Source organism: Allobosea sp. 117, assembly GCF_000702305.1.
Taxonomy (GTDB): domain Bacteria; phylum Pseudomonadota; class Alphaproteobacteria; order Rhizobiales; family Xanthobacteraceae; genus Ancylobacter.
Window position 1 is genome coordinate 838106 of the sequence record NZ_JNLC01000010.1, and the last position, 19633, is coordinate 857738.

Below are 19633 nucleotides of genomic sequence, written 5' to 3' on the forward strand. Positions count from 1 at the left end.
ATTGCTCCCGGCCATGTCGCGCATCCTCATCATCGGCGCCGGGATCATCGGCCTGTGCTGCGCGCGCGCCCTGCGCGCCGACGGCCATGACGTCGTCGTGCTCGACCGCGATCCGCCGGGCGACAAGTGCTCCTTCGGCAATGCCGGCGGCCTCGGCATCACCGAATTCATCCCGGCCTCGGTGCCGGGCCTCGCCTGGAAGGTGCCGGGCTGGCTCGTCGATCCGCTCGGGCCCCTGTCGCTGCGCGTTGCGCATTTCCCCAAGCTGGTGCCGTGGCTGCTGCGCTTCCTGAAGTCCGGCACCTGGCCGGGGGTCGGGCGCATCACCGCCGCCCTCGCGCCGCTCGCCGGGCGGACCTATGACGACATGCTGCCCCTGCTCGCCGAGCTCGGGCTGATGGACGATCTGCATCGGGTCGGCGCGCTCTGGGTCTACGACACGGCGGAAGGCTTCGCGGCGGATGCGCGCTTCCGCGAGCTGCGCCGGCGCTACGGCGTCGTCTGCGAGGAGATCGACGGCGCCGAGGCGCGGCGCATGGAGCCGGCGCTGAGCGCGAGCGTGCAATACGCGATGTTCACCCCGCAATGGTCGCACGTCTCCGACCCGAAGCGCATCGTCGACCGGCTGCGCGAGCATGTCGAGCAGCGCGGCGTGGCCATCATCCGCGGCGAGGCCGAGGCCATCGCCGGCACCGAGCTGATGCTCGCCGATGGCCGGCGCCTTGCCTTCGACCGGCTGGTGGTCGCCGCCGGCGCCTGGTCGAGCCGCTTCGCCGCCCAGCTCGGCGACCGCGTGCTGCTGGAGAGCGAGCGCGGCTACAACACGACGCTGCCGGAACCGGGGATCACGCTCGGCCGCGAGATCATCTTCGCCGAGCGCGCCTTCGTGGCGACGCCGCTGGATATGGGCCTGCGCATCGGCGGCGCCGCCGAGTTCGCGGGGCTCGACGCGCCGCCCAACTATGCGCGCTCCGACGCCCTCGCCGAGCTGGGACGCCGCTATCTGCCGGGGCTCAACACCAAGGGCGGCACCCGCTGGATGGGCCACCGCCCGACCACGGCGGATTCCATGCCGGTGATCGGCCGCTCGCCGAAGCGCCCCGACATCGTCTACGCCTTCGGCCACGGCCATACCGGGCTCACCTTCGGCCCGACCACGGGGCGGCTCGTCGCCGAGCTGATCGCCGACCGTCCGACCGCCGTCGACGTCGCTCCCTTCTCGATCGCCCGCTTCCAGTAGAGGTCCGCCCGATGAACCCGCATACCTTCCTCTGCGTCGACGCCCACACCTGCGGCAACCCGGTGCGTGTGGTCGCCGGCGGCGGTCCGCTGCTGCCGAACGTCTCGATGGCCGAGAAGCGGCAGATATTTCTCCGCGACCATGACTGGGTGCGCCAGGCGCTGATGTTCGAGCCGCGCGGCCATGACGCGATGTCCGGATCGATCCTCTATCCGCCTTCCCGCGAGGATTGCGAGCTCGGCGTGCTGTTCATCGAGACCTCGGGCTGCCTGCCGATGTGCGGGCACGGCACCATCGGCACCGTGACGGTGGCGCTGGAGCAGGGCTTCGTGGTGCCGCGCACCGAGGGCCGCCTCGCGCTGGAGGTGCCGGCCGGCAAGGTGGAGGTCGAATACACGCGCAACGGCCGCTTCGTCGATCAGGTGCGGCTGTTCAACATCCCGTCCTACCTGCACGCCGAGGGCGTGACGGTCGACGTGCCGGGCTTCGGCGAGCTCATCGTCGACGTCTCCTATGGCGGCAACTACTACGCCATCGTCGAGCCGCAGAAGAACTGGGCCGGCCTCGATTCCATGAACGCCGAGGCGATCCTGAAATGGAGCCCGGTCGTGCGCGAGGCCGTTCAGAAGGCGGTGGCGCCGGTCCACCCCGAGGACCCGCGCATCAACGGCGTCAGCCACGTGATGTGGGCGGACGGGCCGAAGCATCCCGAGGCGCATGCGCGCAACGTGGTGTTCTTCGGCGCCAAGGGCATCGACCGCTCGCCCTGCGGCACCGGTACCTCCTCGCGCATGGCGCAGCGCGTCGCCAAGGGGCTTTTGAAGGTCGGCGACGACTTCGTGCATGAGAGCATCATCGGCACCCTGTTCCACGGCCGGGTCGAGAGCGCCGCCGAGGTCGCGGGACGCCCCGCCATCCGCCCGAGCATCGGCGGCTGGGCGCGGATTCACGGCCACAACACCATCACCGTGGACGAGCGCGACCCGCTCGCCTTCGGCTTCCAGATCGCCTGAGGAGGGCGTCGTGATCGTTGAGGAGCGCGACTACCACATCGTGCCGGGCCGCATGGGCGATTTCCTGAAAGCCTATGAGACGCTCGGCCTCGACATACAGAAGCGGTTCCTTGGTGAGTTCATCGGCCATTTCGTCACCGATATCGGCGAACTCAACCACGTCGTCGCGCTGTGGCGCTACGAGAGCATGGCAGACCGCGAGGAGCGCCGCGCCCGCATGCTCGCCCATCCGCCATGGCAGGACTATCTTGGCGCCATCAAGGGCATGATCGAGCGCCAGCAGAACCGCATCCTCGTGCCGACCTCGATCTCGCCGATGCGCTGAGATGGGCCGCCCGCGATGACCGCCCCGCCTCCCTCCCGCGACGAGCTGATCCCGCCGGATTTGCGGCCGGGCCGCGAGCTGCTGGAGGAGGGGCGTCGCCTCGCGCGCGACTGGAGCGTCGGCCGCAACGCCTTCCTCGATGAGAAGGGCGTCGCCTGCGAGGCGGACTACAAGCGGCGCATGGCGGGCGAGGGCCGCATCATGCAGCACGCCCATATCGGCTTCCGCTCGGTGGAGCGCACCGTCACCGCCATCGCCGAGGTGCACGAGACCTGCGCGAAGCGCGGTGTCGGGGTGGACCGTTTCGGCATCACCCTCGACTGGTCGATGGGCTACCCGCCGGAGATGCGCAAGGGCAGCCGGCGCGGCACCGGCATCGTGCTCGATGCGCCAGAGGATTTCGCGCGCATCACCAATGCCGCGCCCGCCGCCGCGCATTTCGGCGATTTCATGCTCGGCCTGCCCGGCGCGCTGGCCAATGCGAAAGGTGCGATCGCCGCCGGCGCCACCGCGATCGGCAATCTCGGCCAGTATTTCACCTTCCGCATGCCGGACTGGGATGACGACGTCGCCACCACCGAAGCGACCGTCACCGCGCTAGGTCTCATCGCCGCCCAGCCGGTCGAGATCCTGGTGCATTCCAATCTCGACGACGGTTTCGCCGGGCTGTTCGCCGACATGGCCTCGGCGCTCGGCATGGTCATCGTCGAGAAGCACATCGTCGAGACGCTGATCGGCGCTCGCGCCTCCCACTGCTTCGGCCACCACTACACGGCGCCGCGCGTGCGCATGGCGTTCCACCGCGCGCTGACGCAGGTGAGCGACACGCCGGGCACCATGATGTTCGGCAACACGGTGAGCTACAAATCCACCCCCGCCGGCAATTATGCGAGCCTTGCCTCCTATCTGCAGGCGGATGTGTGGGCGCTGGCGCGGCTGAATTCCGGCCATGCGGTCAATCCGGTGCCGGTGACCGAGAACGAGCGCATCCCCGACATCGACGAGATCATCGACGCACAGACCTTCGCCGCCCGGCTCGCCGAGCACGCTCTGGCCTCGCGCGACCTCGTCGACCTCGCTCCCGTCGACGAAATGGCCGGGAGGCTGGTCGAGGGCGGCCGGCTTTTCGCCTCCCGCCTGCTGGCAGGATTGCAGGAGATCGGCATCGACACATCCGACGCCGCCGAGCTGATGCTCGCCTTGCGCCGCATCGGCCCGAAGCGGCTCGAGGCCGCCTTCGGCGCCGGCGCGCCGGACCCCGCCGCCTGGAGCGGGCGCAGCTCGGTGGCGCTCGCCGAATGGGTTGAGGAACTGGAGCACGAGGCGCGTCGCTGGGCCGACGCCGTTCCGGATCTGGCCCGACTCGCTATTTCCAGAAGCCGGCTAAAGGTCTGTGTCGCTTCCAGCGACGTGCACGAGCACGGCCGGAACCTGATCGCCCGCACGCTTAGCCATCTCGATGTCGAGGTGGTCGATGCCGGCACGTCGGTCGATGCCGACGACCTCGTCGCCGTTGCGCTGGACAGCGGCGCCGACGTCATCGCCATCTCGACCTATAACGGCATCGCGCTCCGCTATGCCGGCGAGGTGAAGCAGACGCTGGCCCGGGCCGGTCAGCGCCTGCCCGTATGCATCGGCGGCCGGCTGAACCAGGTGCCGGACGATACCAATTCCGGCCTGCCCGTCGATGTCACCGCCGACATAGAGAAGCTCGGCGTCGTGCCCTGCGCCACGCCGGCGGCGCTCGTCGACGTACTCTCGTCTCTTGCCGCCCGCCTCGCCGAACGATCCTCCTGAACGAAGGGATTCCCGCAATGCGCTTCAGCCGTATGATCAATGTCGTCGGCGTCCACGCCGCCGGCGAGCTCAACGAGGTCATCACCGGGGGCGTGCGCGATGTGCCCGGCAGGACCATGTTCGAGAAGATGCAATATGTGCAGAAGCACCAGGACGAGCTGCGCAAGTTCCTGCTGAACGAGCCGCGTGGGCGCGTCACGCAATGCGTGAATCTCGTGCTGCCGCCGACCACGCCCGAGGCGGATGCCGGCTTTGTTATCATCGAGTCCGACTATTACGTGCCGATGTCCGGCACCAACACGATCTGCACGGTTACCGCGCTGCTGGAGACGGGCATGATCCCGATGCAGGAGCCGGTGACCACGCTGACGCTGGAGGCGCCGGCGGGCCTCGTGAAGGTCACCGCCCAGTGCCGCGACGGCAAATGCGTGAATGTCACCTTCGACAATGTGGCGGGTTTCGTCTTCGCGCTCGACGCCAAGGTCGACGTGCCGGGCCTCGGCACCATCACCGTGGATGTCGCCTATGGCGGGATGATCTACTGCATCGTCGACGCCGCAAGCCTCGGCTACAAGCTGGAGCTGAAGGAGGCCGGCGATCTGGTCGAGGTTGGCGAGCGCATCAAGAAGGCGGCGGCCGAGCAGATTCCCTGCGTGCATCCGGAAAATCCGGAAATCCACACCATCAACCAGACCCAGTTCGCCGGGCCGCTGGAGCGCACCGAGCGCGGGCTGACCTCGAAGAACACGGTGATCGTCTCGCCGGGCCGGCACGACCGCTCGCCCTGCGGCACCGGCACCTCGGCGCGCATGGTGGTGCTGAACGCCAAGGGCCAGCTCGGCATTGACGAGACCTTCGTGCACCGCTCGCTGATCGGCACCGAGTTCATCGGCCGTCTGCGCGGCACCGCCGAGGTCGGCGGCAAGCCGGCCGTGCTGCCGACCATCACCGGGCCCGGCTGGATCACCGCCTTCCACCAATATGTGCTCGACCCGACCGACCCCTTCCCCGAGGGCTACCGGCTCGGCGACACCTGGCCGGGCTATACGGGCGAGCAGCCGATCTGAAGGACCGGACCATGAGCGAGATCGTCGCCTCCGATGACTGCCGCATCCATTACGAGGTCGCCGGCGCCGGCGAGCCGGTGGTGCTGATCCCCGGCCTCGGCGGCGACGGGCGCTTCTGGGAGCCGGTGGCGGCGCATCTCGCGGACCGCTTCCGGCTGATCATGGTCGACCATCGTGGCGCCGGCCGCAGCGACCGGCCGCCCGGGCCTTACACGATCGCCCGCATCGCCGCGGATGTGCTGGAGATCATGGACGCCGAGGGCTGCGAGAGCGCCCATCTGGTCGGCCACTCGACTGGCGGCACGGTGGTGCAGACGATCGCCCTCGACGCGCCCTTGCGCGCGCGGCGCATCGTCATCTCGGGAAGCTGGCCGGGGCCGGATGCGCGTTTCCGCGCGCTGTTCAGGGCACGGCTCGCGCTGCTGGAGGCGGAGCAGGCGGAAATCTATCAGGCCTTCACTCATGTGCTGGGCTACGACGCGGACTGGATCGACGCGCACGAGGCCGAGTTGGAGGCCGCCGTGGCGCGCGCGCCGCAGGGTCTAGCCCCGCTCGACGTCGCCGCCGCCCGCATTCGCATGCTGCTGGAGTTCGATCGCAGCGCCGACATCGCCGGCATTCGCGCGCCGACGCTGGTGATCGGCGCGCGCGACGACGAGATGACCCTGTTCCGCCAGTCCGAGCTGCTGGCGGCGGCGATCCCCGGCGCGCGGCTCGCCGAGCTCTCCGGCGGGCACTTTTACCCGCGCACCCGTGCGAGCCAGATGGCCGCGCTGCTGGCCGGGTTTCTCGGTGAGGGCTGCGGATAAAGCGGCAACCCTCATCCCCGGGCTTTACCCGGGGACCCAGTAGCCTGGCGCCGACCAACTTAAGGCTGGGTGGCCGGGTCAAGCCCGGCCATGAGGGGAAACGGTGCCCCCTCTGATAGAAGCCAGGCGCCTCACCCCACCGTCACGTCGAGCGTCGCGACGCCGTCGACCGCGCCTTCCATCCGGTCGCCGCGCTTGATCGCGCCGACGCCGGCCGGCGTGCCGGACATGATGATGTCGCCGGGCTTCAGCTCGAACAGGCCGGAGAGGTAGGAGATCATCTCCGGCACCTTCCAGATCATCTGGTTGAGGTCGCCCTGCTGGCGCAGCTCGCCATTCACCTTCAGCCACACCTTGCCTTCGGCCGGGTGGCCGATCTTCGAGGCGGGGACGAGGCCCGAGCAGGGGGCGGAGGCCTCGAACGCCTTGCCGACCTCCCACGGGCGGCCGAGCTTCTTGGCCTCGCCCTGCAGGTCGCGCCGGGTCATGTCGAGCCCGACGCCATAGCCCCACACATGCTCGAGCGCCTTCTCGACCGGGATGTTCACCCCGCCTTTCGACAGCGCCACCAGCATCTCGATCTCGAAATGCACGTCGCTCGACTTGTCGGGATAGGGGAAGGTGCCGGTGGTGATGACGTTGTCCGGGTTCTTCTGGAAGAAGAAGGGCGGCTCCTTGTTCGGATCATGCCCCATCTCGATGGCGTGCTCGGCATAGTTCCGGCCGACGCAGTAGATGCGATGGATCGGGAACAGCTTGTCCGAGCCGATGATCGGCAGGGTAGGGATCGCCGGGGGGGCGATCACATAGGCGGAGGTGTCGGTAGGCGCGTTCATCAGCGGACTCCTGCGTAATATTCAACTCGTTTTTCGATTGCTTCGATGAGTGCCGACACCAGCATCGCGAAGGCGAAGAGGATGATGGTCAGCGCCCAGAAATTGTCCATGTCGAAGTTGCGCGAATAGAGCTCGAACAGCTCCCCATAGCCGATGATCGAGACCAGCAACTGCCCGATCACCACACCCTTCACGCCGCGCACCAGCCCGAGCCGGATACCGGCGAGGATTTCCGGCAGCGCCGCGAGCAGGATGATCTTGCCGTAGAGCGCGGCGCGAGAGGCGCCATAGCTCCTGCCCATCTCGACCAGCGAGGTCGGCACATGCTGGATGCCGGCCCGCGTGTCGAGCACGATGATCCACACCGCGAACAGGAAGACGGTGACCACCACCGTCGTCTCTCCCATGCCGAAAAGGATCATCAGCACTGGCACCAAGGCCGAGAGTGGGGCGGACACGAAGATGTTCACCCAGATGCCGAGCAGGTTGTCGACCGCCGGGACGCGCCCCATCAGCACGCCGAGCACCACGCCGATCACAATGGCGAAGGCCATGCCGATCAGGAAGCTCGACAGCGTGGTGATCGCCGCCGCCTGCCAGGTGCCGGTCTGGACGAGGTGCACCGCGGCGAGGAACACCTCGGAGAGCGGCGGAATGAGGAAGGTCACGTCGAGCTGGCCGACGATCTCCCAAATGAGGCACCAGACGATGAGCGAGGCCATCATCGGCACCCTGTAGCCGAACAGGGTCATCATCGCCTCCTAGTCGACATAGCGCTTCAGCCCCTGCCAGATCTCCTCGACCGTATCGAGATAGGACTGGTCGCGACGGATGGCGTCGGGCGAGGCGGTGCGGTCGATCTCCGGCTCGATGATCTGCGAGACCCGGCCGGGGCGGCGCGAGAGGATCACGATGCGGTCGGAGACATAGACCGCCTCCTCGATGGAGTGGGTGACGAAGATGAAGGTCTTGTTCTCCAGCGCGACGAGGCGCAGCAGGTCCTCCTGGAACTTGCGGCGGTTCTGCTCGTCCACCGCCGAGAAGGGCTCATCGAGCAGCAGCACGTCGGCATTCACCGCGAAGGCGCGGGCGAGGCCGACGCGCTGGCGCATGCCGCCGGAGAGCTCGTGCGGATATTTGTCCTCGAAGCCGGAAAGCCCGACCTCGCCGATATATTTGCGGGCGATCGCCTGCCGCTCGTCCTTGCCCATGCCTCGCAGCTCGAGGCCGAAGGCGACGTTGCGCATGACCGTTGCCCAGGGCATCAGCGCGAAATCCTGAAACACGAAGGCGCGTTCCGGGCCGGGACCGGTGACGACCTTGCCGTTCACCCGCACCTCGCCGGCGGTCGGCTGGTTGAGGCCGGCGATGATCTTCAAGAGCGTGGTCTTGCCGCAGCCGGAAGGGCCGAGCAGCGTCGTCAGCTTGCCGGCGGGGAAGTCGAGGTCGACGGCGCGCAGCGCCTCCACCTCGCCATAGATCTTGGAGATGCCGCGCACCTCGACGGCGGCCTCGTTCTCCGCCTCGGGACGGGCGATGGCGGCCTGCGCTGCGGCGGTGATGTTGCGCATCTTCAGCCTCTCCTCTTCTCGGGACGCAGCACGCGAAGCTCGAAGGCCTCCAGCGCGGCGAGCGTCAGTGTGGACACGACGATGATGGAGACGACCGCGGCGTACATTTCCGGGTAGTCCGCCACCGAGCGGTGATAGGTGATGAGGTCGCCGATCCCGGTAGGCGTGATCAGCAGCTCGGCGAGGATGACACCGATGAAGCCGGCAGCGAGCCCGAGCCGGAGCCCCGCGAAGATCACCGGACTGGCGTCCGGGATGATGACCTTGACGATCTGCTGCCAGCGCGTGCCCTGGAAGGAGCGGCACATGTCCACCAGCGAGGGATTGGCGTTGCGCACCGCCTTGTAGCCGTTGAGCACGATCACCGGCAAAGCGAGCATGATCACGGCCAGCGTCTTCGCCACCAGGCCGATGCCATAGGCGAAGGTGATGAGCGGGATCAGCGCCGCCATCGGCGCCGCCTGCAGCACGATGAACACCGGCGCGGCGAGCCATTCGACCTTGCGCGACAGCCCCATCACCACGCCGAGCCCGACGCCCAGCACCGCCGAGATGCCGATGCCGATGACGAGCGGCTGCAGCGTCGAGGCGTAGGCGGTGGCGAAGGAGCCGTCGAGCGTCATCCGCACGAAAGCTCGTAGCGTTTCGAGGAAGGTGGGAAAGGCGAAGCTGATCGGAATGCGCCCCGCGATCTCCCAGACGAGGAAGAACAGGCCGAGCGAGGCGAGGCGCCACAGGGAAGGGTGATCCGCCAGCAGCTTGCGCAGCGAGCCGCGCGAGCCGCCGTCGGAGTGAACGGCCCGCGAGGAGCCGTTCACGTGAGCGGGTGCCGACATCCGCCCTGCCTCAATTCGTGCCGATCTTGCCGAGCGCTTCGTTCAGCGGCCCGAGCTCCCAGAAATCGGTGACCTTCAGGCTGCCCGGCTCGCCCTGGAGCTGGCCGGAGAGCGTGTAGAAGGCGAAGTCGTCTTTCGCAGCCGCCTCGCCGCCGCCATTCATCGGGAAGGCCTTCGCCTTGGCCTGCTCGGTGAAGTAGGGCGTGATCTCGGCGACCTGGTCGGCCGGCAGGTCGGGCAGCAGCTTGTACTTGGTGCGCCATTCGGCGACGACCGCCGGATTGCCCTGCACCTCGCGCCAGGTCTGCAGCACCGACTCGGTGATGACGTTCACCTCCTTGGCGTTGCTCTTGAGGAGGTCCTCGCGGGCGAACAGCGCCTCGTCGGTGGCGGCGACGCCTTCCAGCGGCAGGATGATGAACTTGCCGGGGGCCTTGGCCTCGAGCATGCGGCGGCCGGCGGCATCGACGATGCTGGCCTTTACATTGCCCTGAAGCAGGGCGCCGGCGCGCACCTCCGAGCCGGGGATGTAGCTGATCTTGGAGAACTTGATGCCCTGCTTGGTCTCCATCAGCCGCATGATGGCCTCGGTGCCGGAGCCGCGCGAATGCACCGCGATCTCCTGGCCGTTGAGGTCCTTCCACGTCTTGTAGAACTCGGCGTTGACGACCGGATAGAAGCGCAACGTGGAGAGCTGAAGGAAGATGCGCACCGGCACCTTCACCTTCTGAATCAGCGCATAGGGGCCGCCGACGCCGATGTCGGCCTGCCCGCTGACCACCGCCTGCGCGGCGATGTCCTCGGACTTCAGATAGGTCATCTCGATCTCGACGCCCTTCTCCTTGGCGCGCTCCAGCGCGGCGAGGAGATGCAGCGTCTCGACGCTGGCGATGTCGCCGAAGACGACACGCACCTTGGCCTCGGCCTGCGAGGCGAGGCCGAGCGTCGCCGCGAGCGCGAATGCGGCGCCGGCGGCGAGGGGGGACAGTCGGCGGGATAGCGAGAATGAGGGCATTTCCAACTCCCATTGGAACGGGGCGGTTGACCGCCTCCGAGGTTGCACGATCAATGCAAAACCAATTTGTTCTTGGTTGTACATTGGCCGAATTCGCCGAGTCAAGGACGGCCTTCCGCAAAGGGAGAGGGAAATACGCTCTTGGGCACGAAGATGTGACAAATCCTTGCATATGTGTGCATTGCACATGTGGCGTTGACCGATGTCACGCTCATGGATAGATTCAACCAATTCGTATTTTGGTTGGAACCTTCCGATGCTCTCGACGAATGGCTCCGCCACCGATTCCGGTGTGCTGACCCAGCTCCGCGCCTTCCTCGCCCAGACCCGGCTGCCGGATGACGGGCGCCTGCCGCCCGAGCGCGAACTCGCCGGCACGCTCGGCGTCTCGCGCGCCGAGCTGCGCAAGGCGCTCGACGTGCTGGAGGCGGAAGGCGAGCTGTGGCGCCATGTCGGCAAGGGCACCTTCATCGGTGGGCGGCCGCTCGACACCTTCGCCGACATCGGCGCGCTGGCCCGGCGCAGCAATCCGGCGGAAGTGATGCGCGCGCGCCTCGCCATCGAGCCCGAGCTCGCCCGCAGCGCCGCCTTCATGGCGAGCCCGGACGACATCTCCGAGATGCGCTTCTGCCTCGCCCGCTCGCGGCAGGCCGAGACGTGGCGGCAATATGAGGGCTGGGACGCGCGCCTGCACCGCACCATCGCCGAGGCGACGCACAACAGCCTGCTGGTCGGCCTGTTCGACACGCTGAACGCGGTGCGCCGCGCCGTCACCTGGGGGCGGCTGCGCGCCAATCCGGTGCGGCCGGCGCCCGACCACCACAGCTTCGCCGAGCACGAGCGCATTGTGAGCCTGATCGAGGAACGCGACATGGCCGGCGCCGCCGAGGCGATGCGCGGTCATCTCTCGACCGTCGAGCGCAAGCTGCTCGCCCATCACGACCGCGTGGCGGGGTAGGGAGTCGGGGCGCCTGGATCCGGCGGTCCGGCCCGGGGCTTTTCCTCATCGCGCAACGTCATCCTGAGGCGCCCGGCCAACGGCCGAGCCTCGAAGGATGCTCGTATCGCGCGCGCGGGGGATGAGCATCCTTCGAGGCTCGCTGCGCGAGCGCCTCAGGATGACGTCGTTCTTACTCCCGCGATCGTTCCTGGCCGAGCTCCGCCTCTTGCGGCCCGTTAGTCCCGCGGAGATCCACCTTTGCCCGGTCGTCCCACCGAGCGGAGCAGGACCAGCTCGCCTTCCGTCCCACCACAAAGCTTCGACGCGATTCCGGTTCGGCCAGCGTCCGCCGGTCATGATGTGACGGCCAGTCGCAGCATTGGAACCGCCGACTTGCCATGACTCATCATGTGGTATAATGACTATATCAACAGATGAGCGGAACCCTGAAGTCCGCCGTTGGGAAACGCGTCGAGGGAAGCTGTCCTGGCCTGACGGAGCACCGCTCCGTTCGGGGTAGGTTCGCCGGCGCCAGCGATTGAGCAGGAACCGCGCGCAATGGCCCTTTCCGCCGCCCCCTCCCGTATCGAGGCCGACTACGTCATCGAGACCGCCTTCGACCCGCGCCTCGCCGCCGAGGCGATGGCCGGCGAGCAGTCGAGCGGAACCTTCGTGGCGATCCCCGGCGAGACGCCGGAACTGAAGGAGCGCTCCGCCGCCCGCATCGAGGCGCTGGAGGTGATCTGCACTGCGGATGAGCCTTCTCTACCCGGCGCCGGCAGGCCGAAGACCGGCGACGCCACAATCCGCCGCGCCCGCGTCACGCTCTCCTGGCCGATCGAGAACATCGGCCCTTCGCTGCCGAACCTGATGGCGACCGTCGCCGGCAACCTCTTCGAGCTGAAGCAATTCTCCGGGCTGCGCCTTACCGACATCCGCCTGCCGGAGGTGTTTGCGGAGGCCTATCCCGGCCCGAAATTCGGCGTGCCCGGCACCCGCCGCCTCGCCGGCGTCGAGGGGCGCCCGATCATCGGCACCATCGTCAAACCGAGCGTCGGCTTCGGCCCGAGGGAGACGGCCGATCTCGCGAAGCTGCTCTGCGAGGCCGGCATCGACTTCATCAAGGACGACGAGCTGCAGTCCGACGGCCCCGCCTGCCCGTTCGACGAGCGGGTGCGGGCGGTGATGCGTGTCATCAACGACCACGCCGACCGCACCGGCAAGAAGGTGATGTTCGCCTTCAACCTCACCGGCGAGTTCGACCAGATGCGCCGCCGCCACGACCTCGTGCTGGAGCAGGGCGGCACCTGCATCATGGCGAGCCTGAACTCGGTCGGCCTCGTCGGCATGATCGAGCTGGCGCGCTTCGCCGATTTGCCGATCCACGCCCACCGCAACGGCTGGGGCTATCTATCCCGCGCGCCGATGCTCGGCTGGTCCTATGTCGCCTGGCAGAAGCTCTGGCGCCTCGCCGGCGCCGACCACATGCACGTCAACGGCCTGTCCAACAAGTTCTCGGAAGCCGATGACAGTGTCATCGCCTCGGCCCGCGAGTGCCTGACCCCGATGTTCGCGGACAAGCCCTGCATCGCCATGCCGGTATTCTCCTCCGGCCAGTCGGCCAAGCAGGCGCCAGGCACCTATGCCGCGCTCGGCTCGGCCGACCTGATCTTTGCGGCCGGCGGCGGCATCATGGCCCACCCGGACGGCCCGGCGGCCGGCGTCGCGTCGCTGCGCGAGGCGTGGGAAGCGGCGATCGCCCGCGTGCCGCTCGCCGATTACGCCAGGGATCACCATGCGCTCGCCAAGGCGCTGGAGACCTATTCCTCATGAACGCCCCGGCGGCAAAGGACGGGGCATTGCCCGAGGGCCGGCTCGTCGCCTTCTATGGCGACGACTACACCGGCTCCTCGGCGGTGATGGAGGTGCTGAGCTTCGCCGGCATTCCCACCGTCCTGTTCCTCGGCCTGCCGACGCCCGGGCAGATCGCCCGCTTTCCCGAGGCGCGCGCCTTCGGCATCGCCGGGGTGGCCCGCTCGCAGTCGCCGGAATGGATGGAGGCGAACCTGCCGGCGGTGTTCCGCACGCTCGCCGCGCTGGATGCCCCGCTGTCGCATTACAAGGTCTGCTCGACCTTCGATTCCGCCCCGCATGTCGGCTCCATCGGCAAGGCCATTGAGCTCGCCGAGCCGATCCTCGGCGGCGCCTGGCATCCGCTGGTGGTCGGCGCGCCGGCGATCGCCCGCTATCAGGCCTTCGGCAATCTGTTCGCCGCCATCGAGGGCAACGGCTACCGGCTCGACCGCCATCCGGTGATGGCCCGTCACCCGGTCACGCCGATGCACGAGGCGGATGTGCGCCTGCATCTCGGAAAGCAGACCGACATCCCGATCGGTCTCGTCGATTTCGTCGCGCTGAAGAAGGGCGAGGGCGACATCCGCCTCGCCCGCGAGCACGCCGCCGGCGCGCGCATCCTCGCCATCGACGTGCTCGACGACGAGACGCTTGTCGAGGCCGGTCGGCTGATCTGGGAGCATCGCGGGAACCGGCTGTTCACGGTCGGCTCGCAGGGCGTCGAATATGCGCTGGTCGCCCATTGGCGGCAGGCCGGGCTCCTGCCCGCCGCCGGGCAGGACATCGCCGCCCCGGAGCGCGAGCGCATCGCTGTGGTCTCCGGCTCCTGCTCGCCGATCACCGCCGGCCAGATCGCCTTCGCGCTTGGCCACGGCTTCGAGGGCATCCGTCTCGACGCCACCCGCGCGGTGGACGCCTTGGCTTGGCAGAGCGAACTCGAGCGCGGCGCCCGCGAGGCGCTGCGGGCGCTGGGAGAGGGCCACGATCCGCTCGTCTTCACCGCCAGCGGCCCGGACGATCCGGCGGTACCGGCGCTGGGCGAGGCCATCGTGGCGAGCGGCGCCGAGGTCGGCGAGGTCAATGCCCGCATCGGCGACGGTCTCGGCAAGGTGCTCGACCGGCTGGTGCGCGACGCCCGCCTCAAGCGCGCGGTGATCTCCGGCGGCGACACCTCGGGCCATGCCGGCATGGCGCTCGGCATCTATGCGGTCACCGCACTGGCGCCGCTGGCGCCCGGCTCGCCGCTGTGCCGCGCCTATGCGGACGACGCTCATGACGGGCTCGAGATCGCGTTCAAGGGCGGCCAGATGGGCAGGCCGGATTTCTTTTTCGCCGCCAAGGCCGGCGGCGCCAATAGCCACTGACGAAGGGAGAGTGCCTCAATGAAGAAGATCGCCCTGCTGGGCGCCGGCGGCAAGATGGGCGTCCGCCTCGCCACCAATCTGAAGGACTCGCCCTACGAGGTCATGCATGTCGAGCCGACCGAGGAAGGCCGCAAGCGCCTGAAGGACCGCACCGGCCTCGACTGCGTCGACGGCGACAACGCGCTCGCCGACGCCGACGCGGTGCTGATGGCGGTTCCCGACCGGCTGATCGGCAAGATCGCCCACACCTTCATCGAGAAGGTGAAGCCCGGCACCGCCATCATCATGCTCGACGCGGCCGCCCCGCAGGCCGGCGAGCTGCCGAAGCGCGACGACGTCACCTATTTCGTCACGCACCCCTGCCACCCGCCGATCTTCAACGACGAGGTGACCGAGGAGGCGAAGAAGGACTTCTTCGGCGGCGTGCACGCCAAGCAGCACATCGTCTGCGCGCTAATGCAGGGCCCCGAGGAGCACTACGCCCAGTGCGAGCAGATCGCCCGCACCATCTACAAGCCGGTGATGCGCGCCCATCGCTGCACGGTCGAGCAGATCGCCATCATGGAGCCGGCGCTGGCCGAGACCATCGGCGCCACGCTCTGCCTCGCTCTGCGTGAGGCGACCGACGAGGCGGTGCGCCGCGGCGTGCCGCGCCAGGCGGCGACCGACTTCCTGCTCGGCCACCTCACCATCGAGCTCGCCATCGCCTTCGAGATTTTCCCGGAAGGCAAGTTCTCCGACGGCGCGCTCTACGCCATCGACCAGGCCCGCCCGCAGATCTTCAAGGATGGATGGCTCGACCGCATCTTCGATCCGAAGGCCGTGCAGCGCTCGGTCGAGGAAATCTGCAATCCCCCGAAGGCCGCCTGAAAGGGGAGGCGGGGCGACCCGCCTCCCTCCTTTTCGTCGCGCCGAAGAGCCGGAACGGCCGCGGCATCAACGCACCCATGAGGAAACGCCAATGACCATGACCACCGGTGCGCGCATCTGTGCCGCGCTCGTCGCCTCGCTGCTCGTCTCCACCGCCGCTTTTGCGCAGGATGTGCAGGAGCGCACCCTGAAATTCGGCTACTCGACCTTCGAGGCCCATCCGCTCGGGCAGGGCGCCAACAAGTTCGTCGCGCTCGTCGCCGAGAAGAGCGGCGGCAAGATCAAGATGAAGGTCTATCCGGCGACCCAGCTCGGCTCGGAGACTCAGACCATCTCGGCGACGCAGGGCGGCGTGCAGGACATCGTCGGCACCTCGACGGCGCCGCTGGTCGGCCTCGTCAAGGAATACGCGATCTTCGACTTCCCCTTCCTGTTCGCCAATGAGAAGCAGGCGGACGCGGTGGTCGACGGCCCGGTCGGCCAGACCCTGCTCGCCAAGCTCTCCGAGAAGGGCCTCGTCGGCCTGTGCTTCTTCGAGAACGGCTTCCGCAACGTGACGAACAGCAAGCGTCCGATCACCACCGCGGCGGATGTCGAGGGCCTGAAGATCCGCACCATGCAGAATCCGGTCTATCTCGACGCCTTCAAGACGCTCGGCGCCAATGCCGTGCCGATGCCCTGGCCGGAGGTCTATACCGCGCTCGAGAGCGGGGCGATCGACGCGCAGGAGAACCCCTACGGCATCATCTATGTGAACAAGCTGAACGAGGTTCAGAAATACGTCAGCGTGACCAAGCACGCCTATTCGCCCTGGGCGATGATCATGAGCAAGAAGCTCTGGGACAAGCTCTCGCCCGACGAGCAGAAGATCTTCGTCGATAGCTGCAACGAGGCGAAGGTTTACCAGCGCCAGGTCAGCCGGGCCGAGGACGCCAAGATCGTCGCCGATCTGAAGGCGAAGGGCATGCAGATCAACGAGCTCGCGCCCGAGGAGATCGCCAAGATCAAGGCGAAGCTGCAGCCGGTCGTCGACAAGTACACGCCGTCCGTCGGCGAGGACCTGGTCCGCCAGGCCAACCAGTCGATCGCCGCCACGCAGTGAGCGTGGGCGATGTCGTCTTCGGCCTCGTGCCGGGGACGACGATCATCGACGGCCGGGTCCGGCCCGGCCACGATGGAGCGTTATCCTCGCTCGCGCCGTCATCCTGAGGCGCGAGCGAGGCGAGCCTCGAAGGATGCTCAAGCAGAATACGGCCATCGGGGATGATCCTTCGAGGCCCGGCAGGCGCCGGGCACCTCAGGATGACGTTGTCCTGTATGCCGGCCAGACTCTGGAGGAAACGCCGTGACGCGTGTCGTCGATGCCTATTTCACGCTGCTGAAGGTGCTCATCGCGCTGCTGCTCGCCGCGATGGTGGTGCTGGTCTTCGGCAATGTCGTGCTGCGCTACGGCTTCAATTCCGGCATCACCCTCTCCGAGGAGGTGTCGCGCTGGATGTTCGTCTGGCTGACCTTCCTCGGCGCCATCGTGGCGGTGCGCGAGCATGGCCATCTCGGCGTCGATTCGCTGGTGCGCCGCCTGCCGCTGTGGGCCAAGAGGGCCTGCTTCATCCTCAGCCATGGCCTGATGCTCTACGCCACCGTGTTGCTGCTGATTGGAAGCTGGCAACAGTCGCTGATTAACTGGGACGTGGTGGCGCCGGCCTCCGGGCTCTCGGTCGCCGTCTTCTACGGCGTCGGTCTCGTCTTCGGCGTCTCGACCATCCCGATCCTCGCCATTGAACTGCTCAACGTGCTGCTCGGCCGCGCCCGCGAGGAGGACCTCGTCGCCATCCGCGAGTCGGAGGAGGAGGACGTTGACGAGATCCAGCGCCGGCATCTCGCTGCGCCGGAGGGCTTCGCCGCTGCCGCCCCGAGCCGGGCGGGAGGTGCGGCATGACCCTCGTCGTCTTCGCCGGATCGCTTCTCGGCTCCATGGCTATCGGCATGCCGATAGCCTTCGCGCTGCTGCTCTCGGGCGTGGCGCTGATGCACTATCTCGACATCTTCGACCCGCAGATCATCGCCCAGAACATCATCAACGGTGCCGACAGCTTCCCGCTGATGGCGGTTCCGTTCTTCATGCTCGCCGGCGAGCTGATGAACACCGGCGGGCTGTCGAAGCGCATCGTCAATGTCGCGCTCGCCGCGGTCGGCCATGTGAAGGGCGGGCTCGGCTATGTCGCCATCCTCGCCGCCTGCGTGATCTCTGCGCTGTCCGGCTCGGCGGTGGCCGACGCCGCCGCGCTCTCGGCGCTCTTGGTGCCAATGATGGTGCGTGCCGGACATTCCAAGGCGCGTTCCGCCGGCCTCATCGCCGCCTCCAGCGTCATCGGCCCGATCATCCCGCCGAGCATCGGCTTCGTGATCTTCGGCGTGATCGGCGGCGTGTCGATCACCAAGCTGTTCCTCGCCGGCCTGGTGCCGGGGCTGATCATCGGCCTCGCGCTCGCCGTCGCCTGGTGGTGGGAGGTGCGCAAGGAGAACGTCGCCCCGCCGCCGAAGCAGAGCGCGCGCGAGCTGTGGCGCGCGCTGGTCGACGGCGTCTGGGCGCTGATGCTGCCCGTCATCATCATCGTCGGGCTGAAGATGGGCGTGTTCACGCCGACCGAATCAGCCGTGGTGGCCGCCGTCTACTCTCTGTTCGTCGCCACCTGCGTCTATCGCGAGCTGAAGTTCTCCGAGCTGTTCGGCGTGTTCGTCACCGCCGCCCGGATGACGGCGGTGGTTATGTTCCTGGTCGCCGCGGCGCTGGTCTCGTCCTGGCTGATCACCGTCTCGGACATCGCCAACGATCTCGTCGCCATGCTCGAGCCGCTGATGGGCAACCAGACGCTGCTGCTGCTCGCCATCATGGCGGTGGTGATCATCGTCGGCACCGCCATGGACATGACGCCGACCATATTGGTGCTCACCCCGGTGCTGATGCCGATCATCAAGGCCGCGGGCATCGACCCGGTCTATTTCGGCGTGCTGTTCATCGTGAACAACTCGATCGGCCTGATCACCCCGCCGGTCGGCACGGTGCTGAACGTCGTCTCCGGCGTCGCCCGCATCAGCATGGAAGACCTGATGAAGGCCGTCTGGCCCTTCATGTTCGTGCAGTTCGTGGCGCTGCTGCTGATGGTGCTGTTTCCGCAACTGGTCATGTGGCCGCTCAGGCTGATGGGCCATTGACCGGTGCGGCCCGTCAAAGGGCGTGGTATGCTGAATGTACCATGCGAGGGCATGCGCCAGCATGCCCGGAGATGGCGGTTGGGACGGTGAAGGAGCGTGCGGATGGCGAATGCTTCGGAGACCATAGTTCGCAGGAAGCTGTCCCACGAGGTCTTCGATCGGCTGAAGGCCATGATCACTGGCGGCGAGCTGGGGCCTGGCGACGCCATGCCCTCCGAGCGCGACCTGATGGACCGCTTCGGCGTCGGCCGCCCGGCGATCCGCGAGGCGATGCAGGCGCTCGCCAATATGGGGCTCATCTCGATCACCCATGGCGAGCGGGCGCGCGTGCAGCAGCTCACCGCGCGCTCGATCTTCCAGCAGGTCGACCTCACGGCGAACATCCTGCTCTCCGCCTCGCCGGACAGCCTAGAGCACCTGAAGCAGGCGCGCCGCTTCTTCGAGCGCGGCATGGTGCGCGAGGCGGCGCTGCGCGCCACGCCCGAGGACATCGTCCGGCTCCGTGCCACGCTGGAGCAGCAGGCGAGGGGCGTCGGCGATCCGAACGCCTTCATCTCCGCCGACATGCGCTTCCACACCCAGATCGCGGCGATCTCCGGCAATCCGATCTTCGAGGCGGTGAGCGAGGCGATGCTGAGCTGGCTGCGCCAGTATCACACCGAGATGCTGCTGTGGTCCGGCAAGGAGAATCTGACGCTGGTCGAGCACAACCAGATCGTCGACCACATCGAGCGCCACGAGCCGGATGAGGCCGAGGCGGTGATGGTGAAGCATCTCGACCGTTCGAGCGTGCTCTACACCCACGGCTGAGGGTGGGCTGGAAGCGGTTTCATCCCGGCAACCAAAAAGCAGCGCCGTCATCCTGAGGTGCATCGTGAGC

At 67.7% G+C, this 19633-nt stretch carries 19 protein-coding genes; 14 read left to right on the forward strand and 5 right to left on the reverse strand.

Features of this window, described 5'->3' with window-relative positions; all coding sequences use genetic code 11:
- Nucleotides 1-13 precede the first annotated feature (13 nt).
- The 6 genes from U742_RS0106030 to U742_RS0106055 are packed head-to-tail and all read left to right on the forward strand — an operon-like array spanning nt 14 to nt 6251.
- Nucleotides 14-1240 carry an NAD(P)/FAD-dependent oxidoreductase gene (locus U742_RS0106030; protein WP_029351037.1) on the forward strand — a complete coding sequence of 409 codons (1227 nt, stop codon included), beginning with the start codon at nt 14-16 and terminating at the stop codon, nt 1238-1240.
- An 11-nt stretch (nt 1241-1251) separates the two neighbouring features.
- Nucleotides 1252-2253, forward strand: coding sequence for a 4-hydroxyproline epimerase (locus U742_RS0106035; protein ID WP_029351038.1), 1002 nt, complete (start codon nt 1252-1254; stop codon nt 2251-2253).
- 10 nt (nt 2254-2263) lie between these two features.
- Complete coding sequence (locus tag U742_RS0106040) at nt 2264-2578, forward strand: NIPSNAP family protein (protein ID WP_029351039.1); 315 nt, start codon at nt 2264-2266, stop codon at nt 2576-2578.
- Between the two features lie 15 nt (nt 2579-2593).
- Nucleotides 2594-4375 (forward strand): cobalamin-dependent protein, encoded by a 1782-nt coding sequence (locus U742_RS0106045; RefSeq protein WP_029351040.1) that lies wholly within the window; start codon nt 2594-2596, stop codon nt 4373-4375.
- Nucleotides 4376-4392: 17 nt separating this feature from the next.
- Entirely contained in the window at nt 4393-5442 is a 1050-nt protein-coding gene (locus U742_RS0106050; protein ID WP_029351041.1) for a proline racemase family protein, read from the forward strand.
- A gap of 11 nt (nt 5443-5453) precedes the next feature.
- Nucleotides 5454-6251 carry an alpha/beta fold hydrolase gene (locus U742_RS0106055; protein ID WP_029351043.1) on the forward strand — a complete coding sequence of 266 codons (798 nt, stop codon included), beginning with the start codon at nt 5454-5456 and terminating at the stop codon, nt 6249-6251.
- 131 nt (nt 6252-6382) lie between these two features.
- Here the strand turns inward: U742_RS0106055 and U742_RS0106060 are convergent, their stop codons facing one another.
- The 5 genes from U742_RS0106060 to U742_RS0106080 are packed head-to-tail and all read right to left on the reverse strand — an operon-like array spanning nt 6383 to nt 10509.
- On the reverse strand, nt 6383-7087 hold the full coding sequence (locus tag U742_RS0106060) for a fumarylacetoacetate hydrolase family protein (RefSeq protein WP_029351045.1): 705 nt from the start codon (nt 7085-7087) through the stop codon (nt 6383-6385).
- Entirely contained in the window at nt 7087-7839 is a 753-nt protein-coding gene (locus tag U742_RS0106065; RefSeq protein ID WP_029351047.1) for an ABC transporter permease, read from the reverse strand. The genes U742_RS0106060 and U742_RS0106065 overlap by 1 nt, the downstream gene beginning before the upstream one ends.
- Nucleotides 7840-7848: 9 nt before the next feature.
- Nucleotides 7849-8658 carry an ABC transporter ATP-binding protein gene (locus U742_RS0106070; protein ID WP_029351049.1) on the reverse strand — a complete coding sequence of 270 codons (810 nt, stop codon included), beginning with the start codon at nt 8656-8658 and terminating at the stop codon, nt 7849-7851.
- A 2-nt stretch (nt 8659-8660) separates the two neighbouring features.
- A complete protein-coding gene (locus U742_RS0106075) occupies nt 8661-9494 on the reverse strand; it encodes an ABC transporter permease (RefSeq protein ID WP_029351050.1) in 834 nt (277 codons plus the stop codon).
- A gap of 10 nt (nt 9495-9504) precedes the next feature.
- On the reverse strand, nt 9505-10509 hold the full coding sequence (locus U742_RS0106080; protein ID WP_051660888.1) for an ABC transporter substrate-binding protein: 1005 nt from the start codon (nt 10507-10509) through the stop codon (nt 9505-9507).
- Nucleotides 10510-10765: 256 nt separating this feature from the next.
- Here U742_RS0106080 and U742_RS0106085 point away from each other — a divergent pair, with 256 nt between their 5' ends.
- The 8 genes from U742_RS0106085 (at nt 10766) to U742_RS0106120 (ending at nt 19563) form a co-directional block, all read left to right on the forward strand.
- Entirely contained in the window at nt 10766-11467 is a 702-nt protein-coding gene (locus U742_RS0106085) for a FadR/GntR family transcriptional regulator (RefSeq protein WP_029351054.1), read from the forward strand.
- Nucleotides 11468-12007: 540 nt separating this feature from the next.
- Complete coding sequence (locus tag U742_RS0106090; RefSeq protein WP_029351056.1) at nt 12008-13282, forward strand: ribulose-bisphosphate carboxylase large subunit family protein; 1275 nt, start codon at nt 12008-12010, stop codon at nt 13280-13282.
- Nucleotides 13279-14667, forward strand: a complete 1389-nt coding sequence (locus U742_RS0106095) for a four-carbon acid sugar kinase family protein (protein WP_029351058.1) — start codon at nt 13279-13281, stop codon at nt 14665-14667. The genes U742_RS0106090 and U742_RS0106095 overlap by 4 nt, the downstream gene beginning before the upstream one ends.
- 18 nt (nt 14668-14685) lie before the next feature.
- The gene (locus U742_RS0106100) at nt 14686-15537 is read left to right on the forward strand and encodes a phosphogluconate dehydrogenase C-terminal domain-containing protein (RefSeq protein ID WP_029351059.1); all 852 of its coding nucleotides are present in this window, start codon (nt 14686-14688) and stop codon (nt 15535-15537) included.
- A 91-nt stretch (nt 15538-15628) separates the two neighbouring features.
- Nucleotides 15629-16639, forward strand: coding sequence for a TRAP transporter substrate-binding protein (locus U742_RS0106105; RefSeq protein ID WP_029351061.1), 1011 nt, complete (start codon nt 15629-15631; stop codon nt 16637-16639).
- Between the two features lie 243 nt (nt 16640-16882).
- Entirely contained in the window at nt 16883-17476 is a 594-nt protein-coding gene (locus tag U742_RS0106110; protein WP_051660889.1) for a TRAP transporter small permease, read from the forward strand.
- The gene (locus tag U742_RS0106115; protein ID WP_029351066.1) at nt 17473-18753 is read left to right on the forward strand and encodes a TRAP transporter large permease; all 1281 of its coding nucleotides are present in this window, start codon (nt 17473-17475) and stop codon (nt 18751-18753) included. The genes U742_RS0106110 and U742_RS0106115 overlap by 4 nt, the downstream gene beginning before the upstream one ends.
- 102 nt (nt 18754-18855) lie before the next feature.
- A complete protein-coding gene (locus tag U742_RS0106120; RefSeq protein ID WP_029351067.1) occupies nt 18856-19563 on the forward strand; it encodes a transcriptional regulator NanR in 708 nt (235 codons plus the stop codon).
- Nucleotides 19564-19633 lie beyond the last annotated feature (70 nt).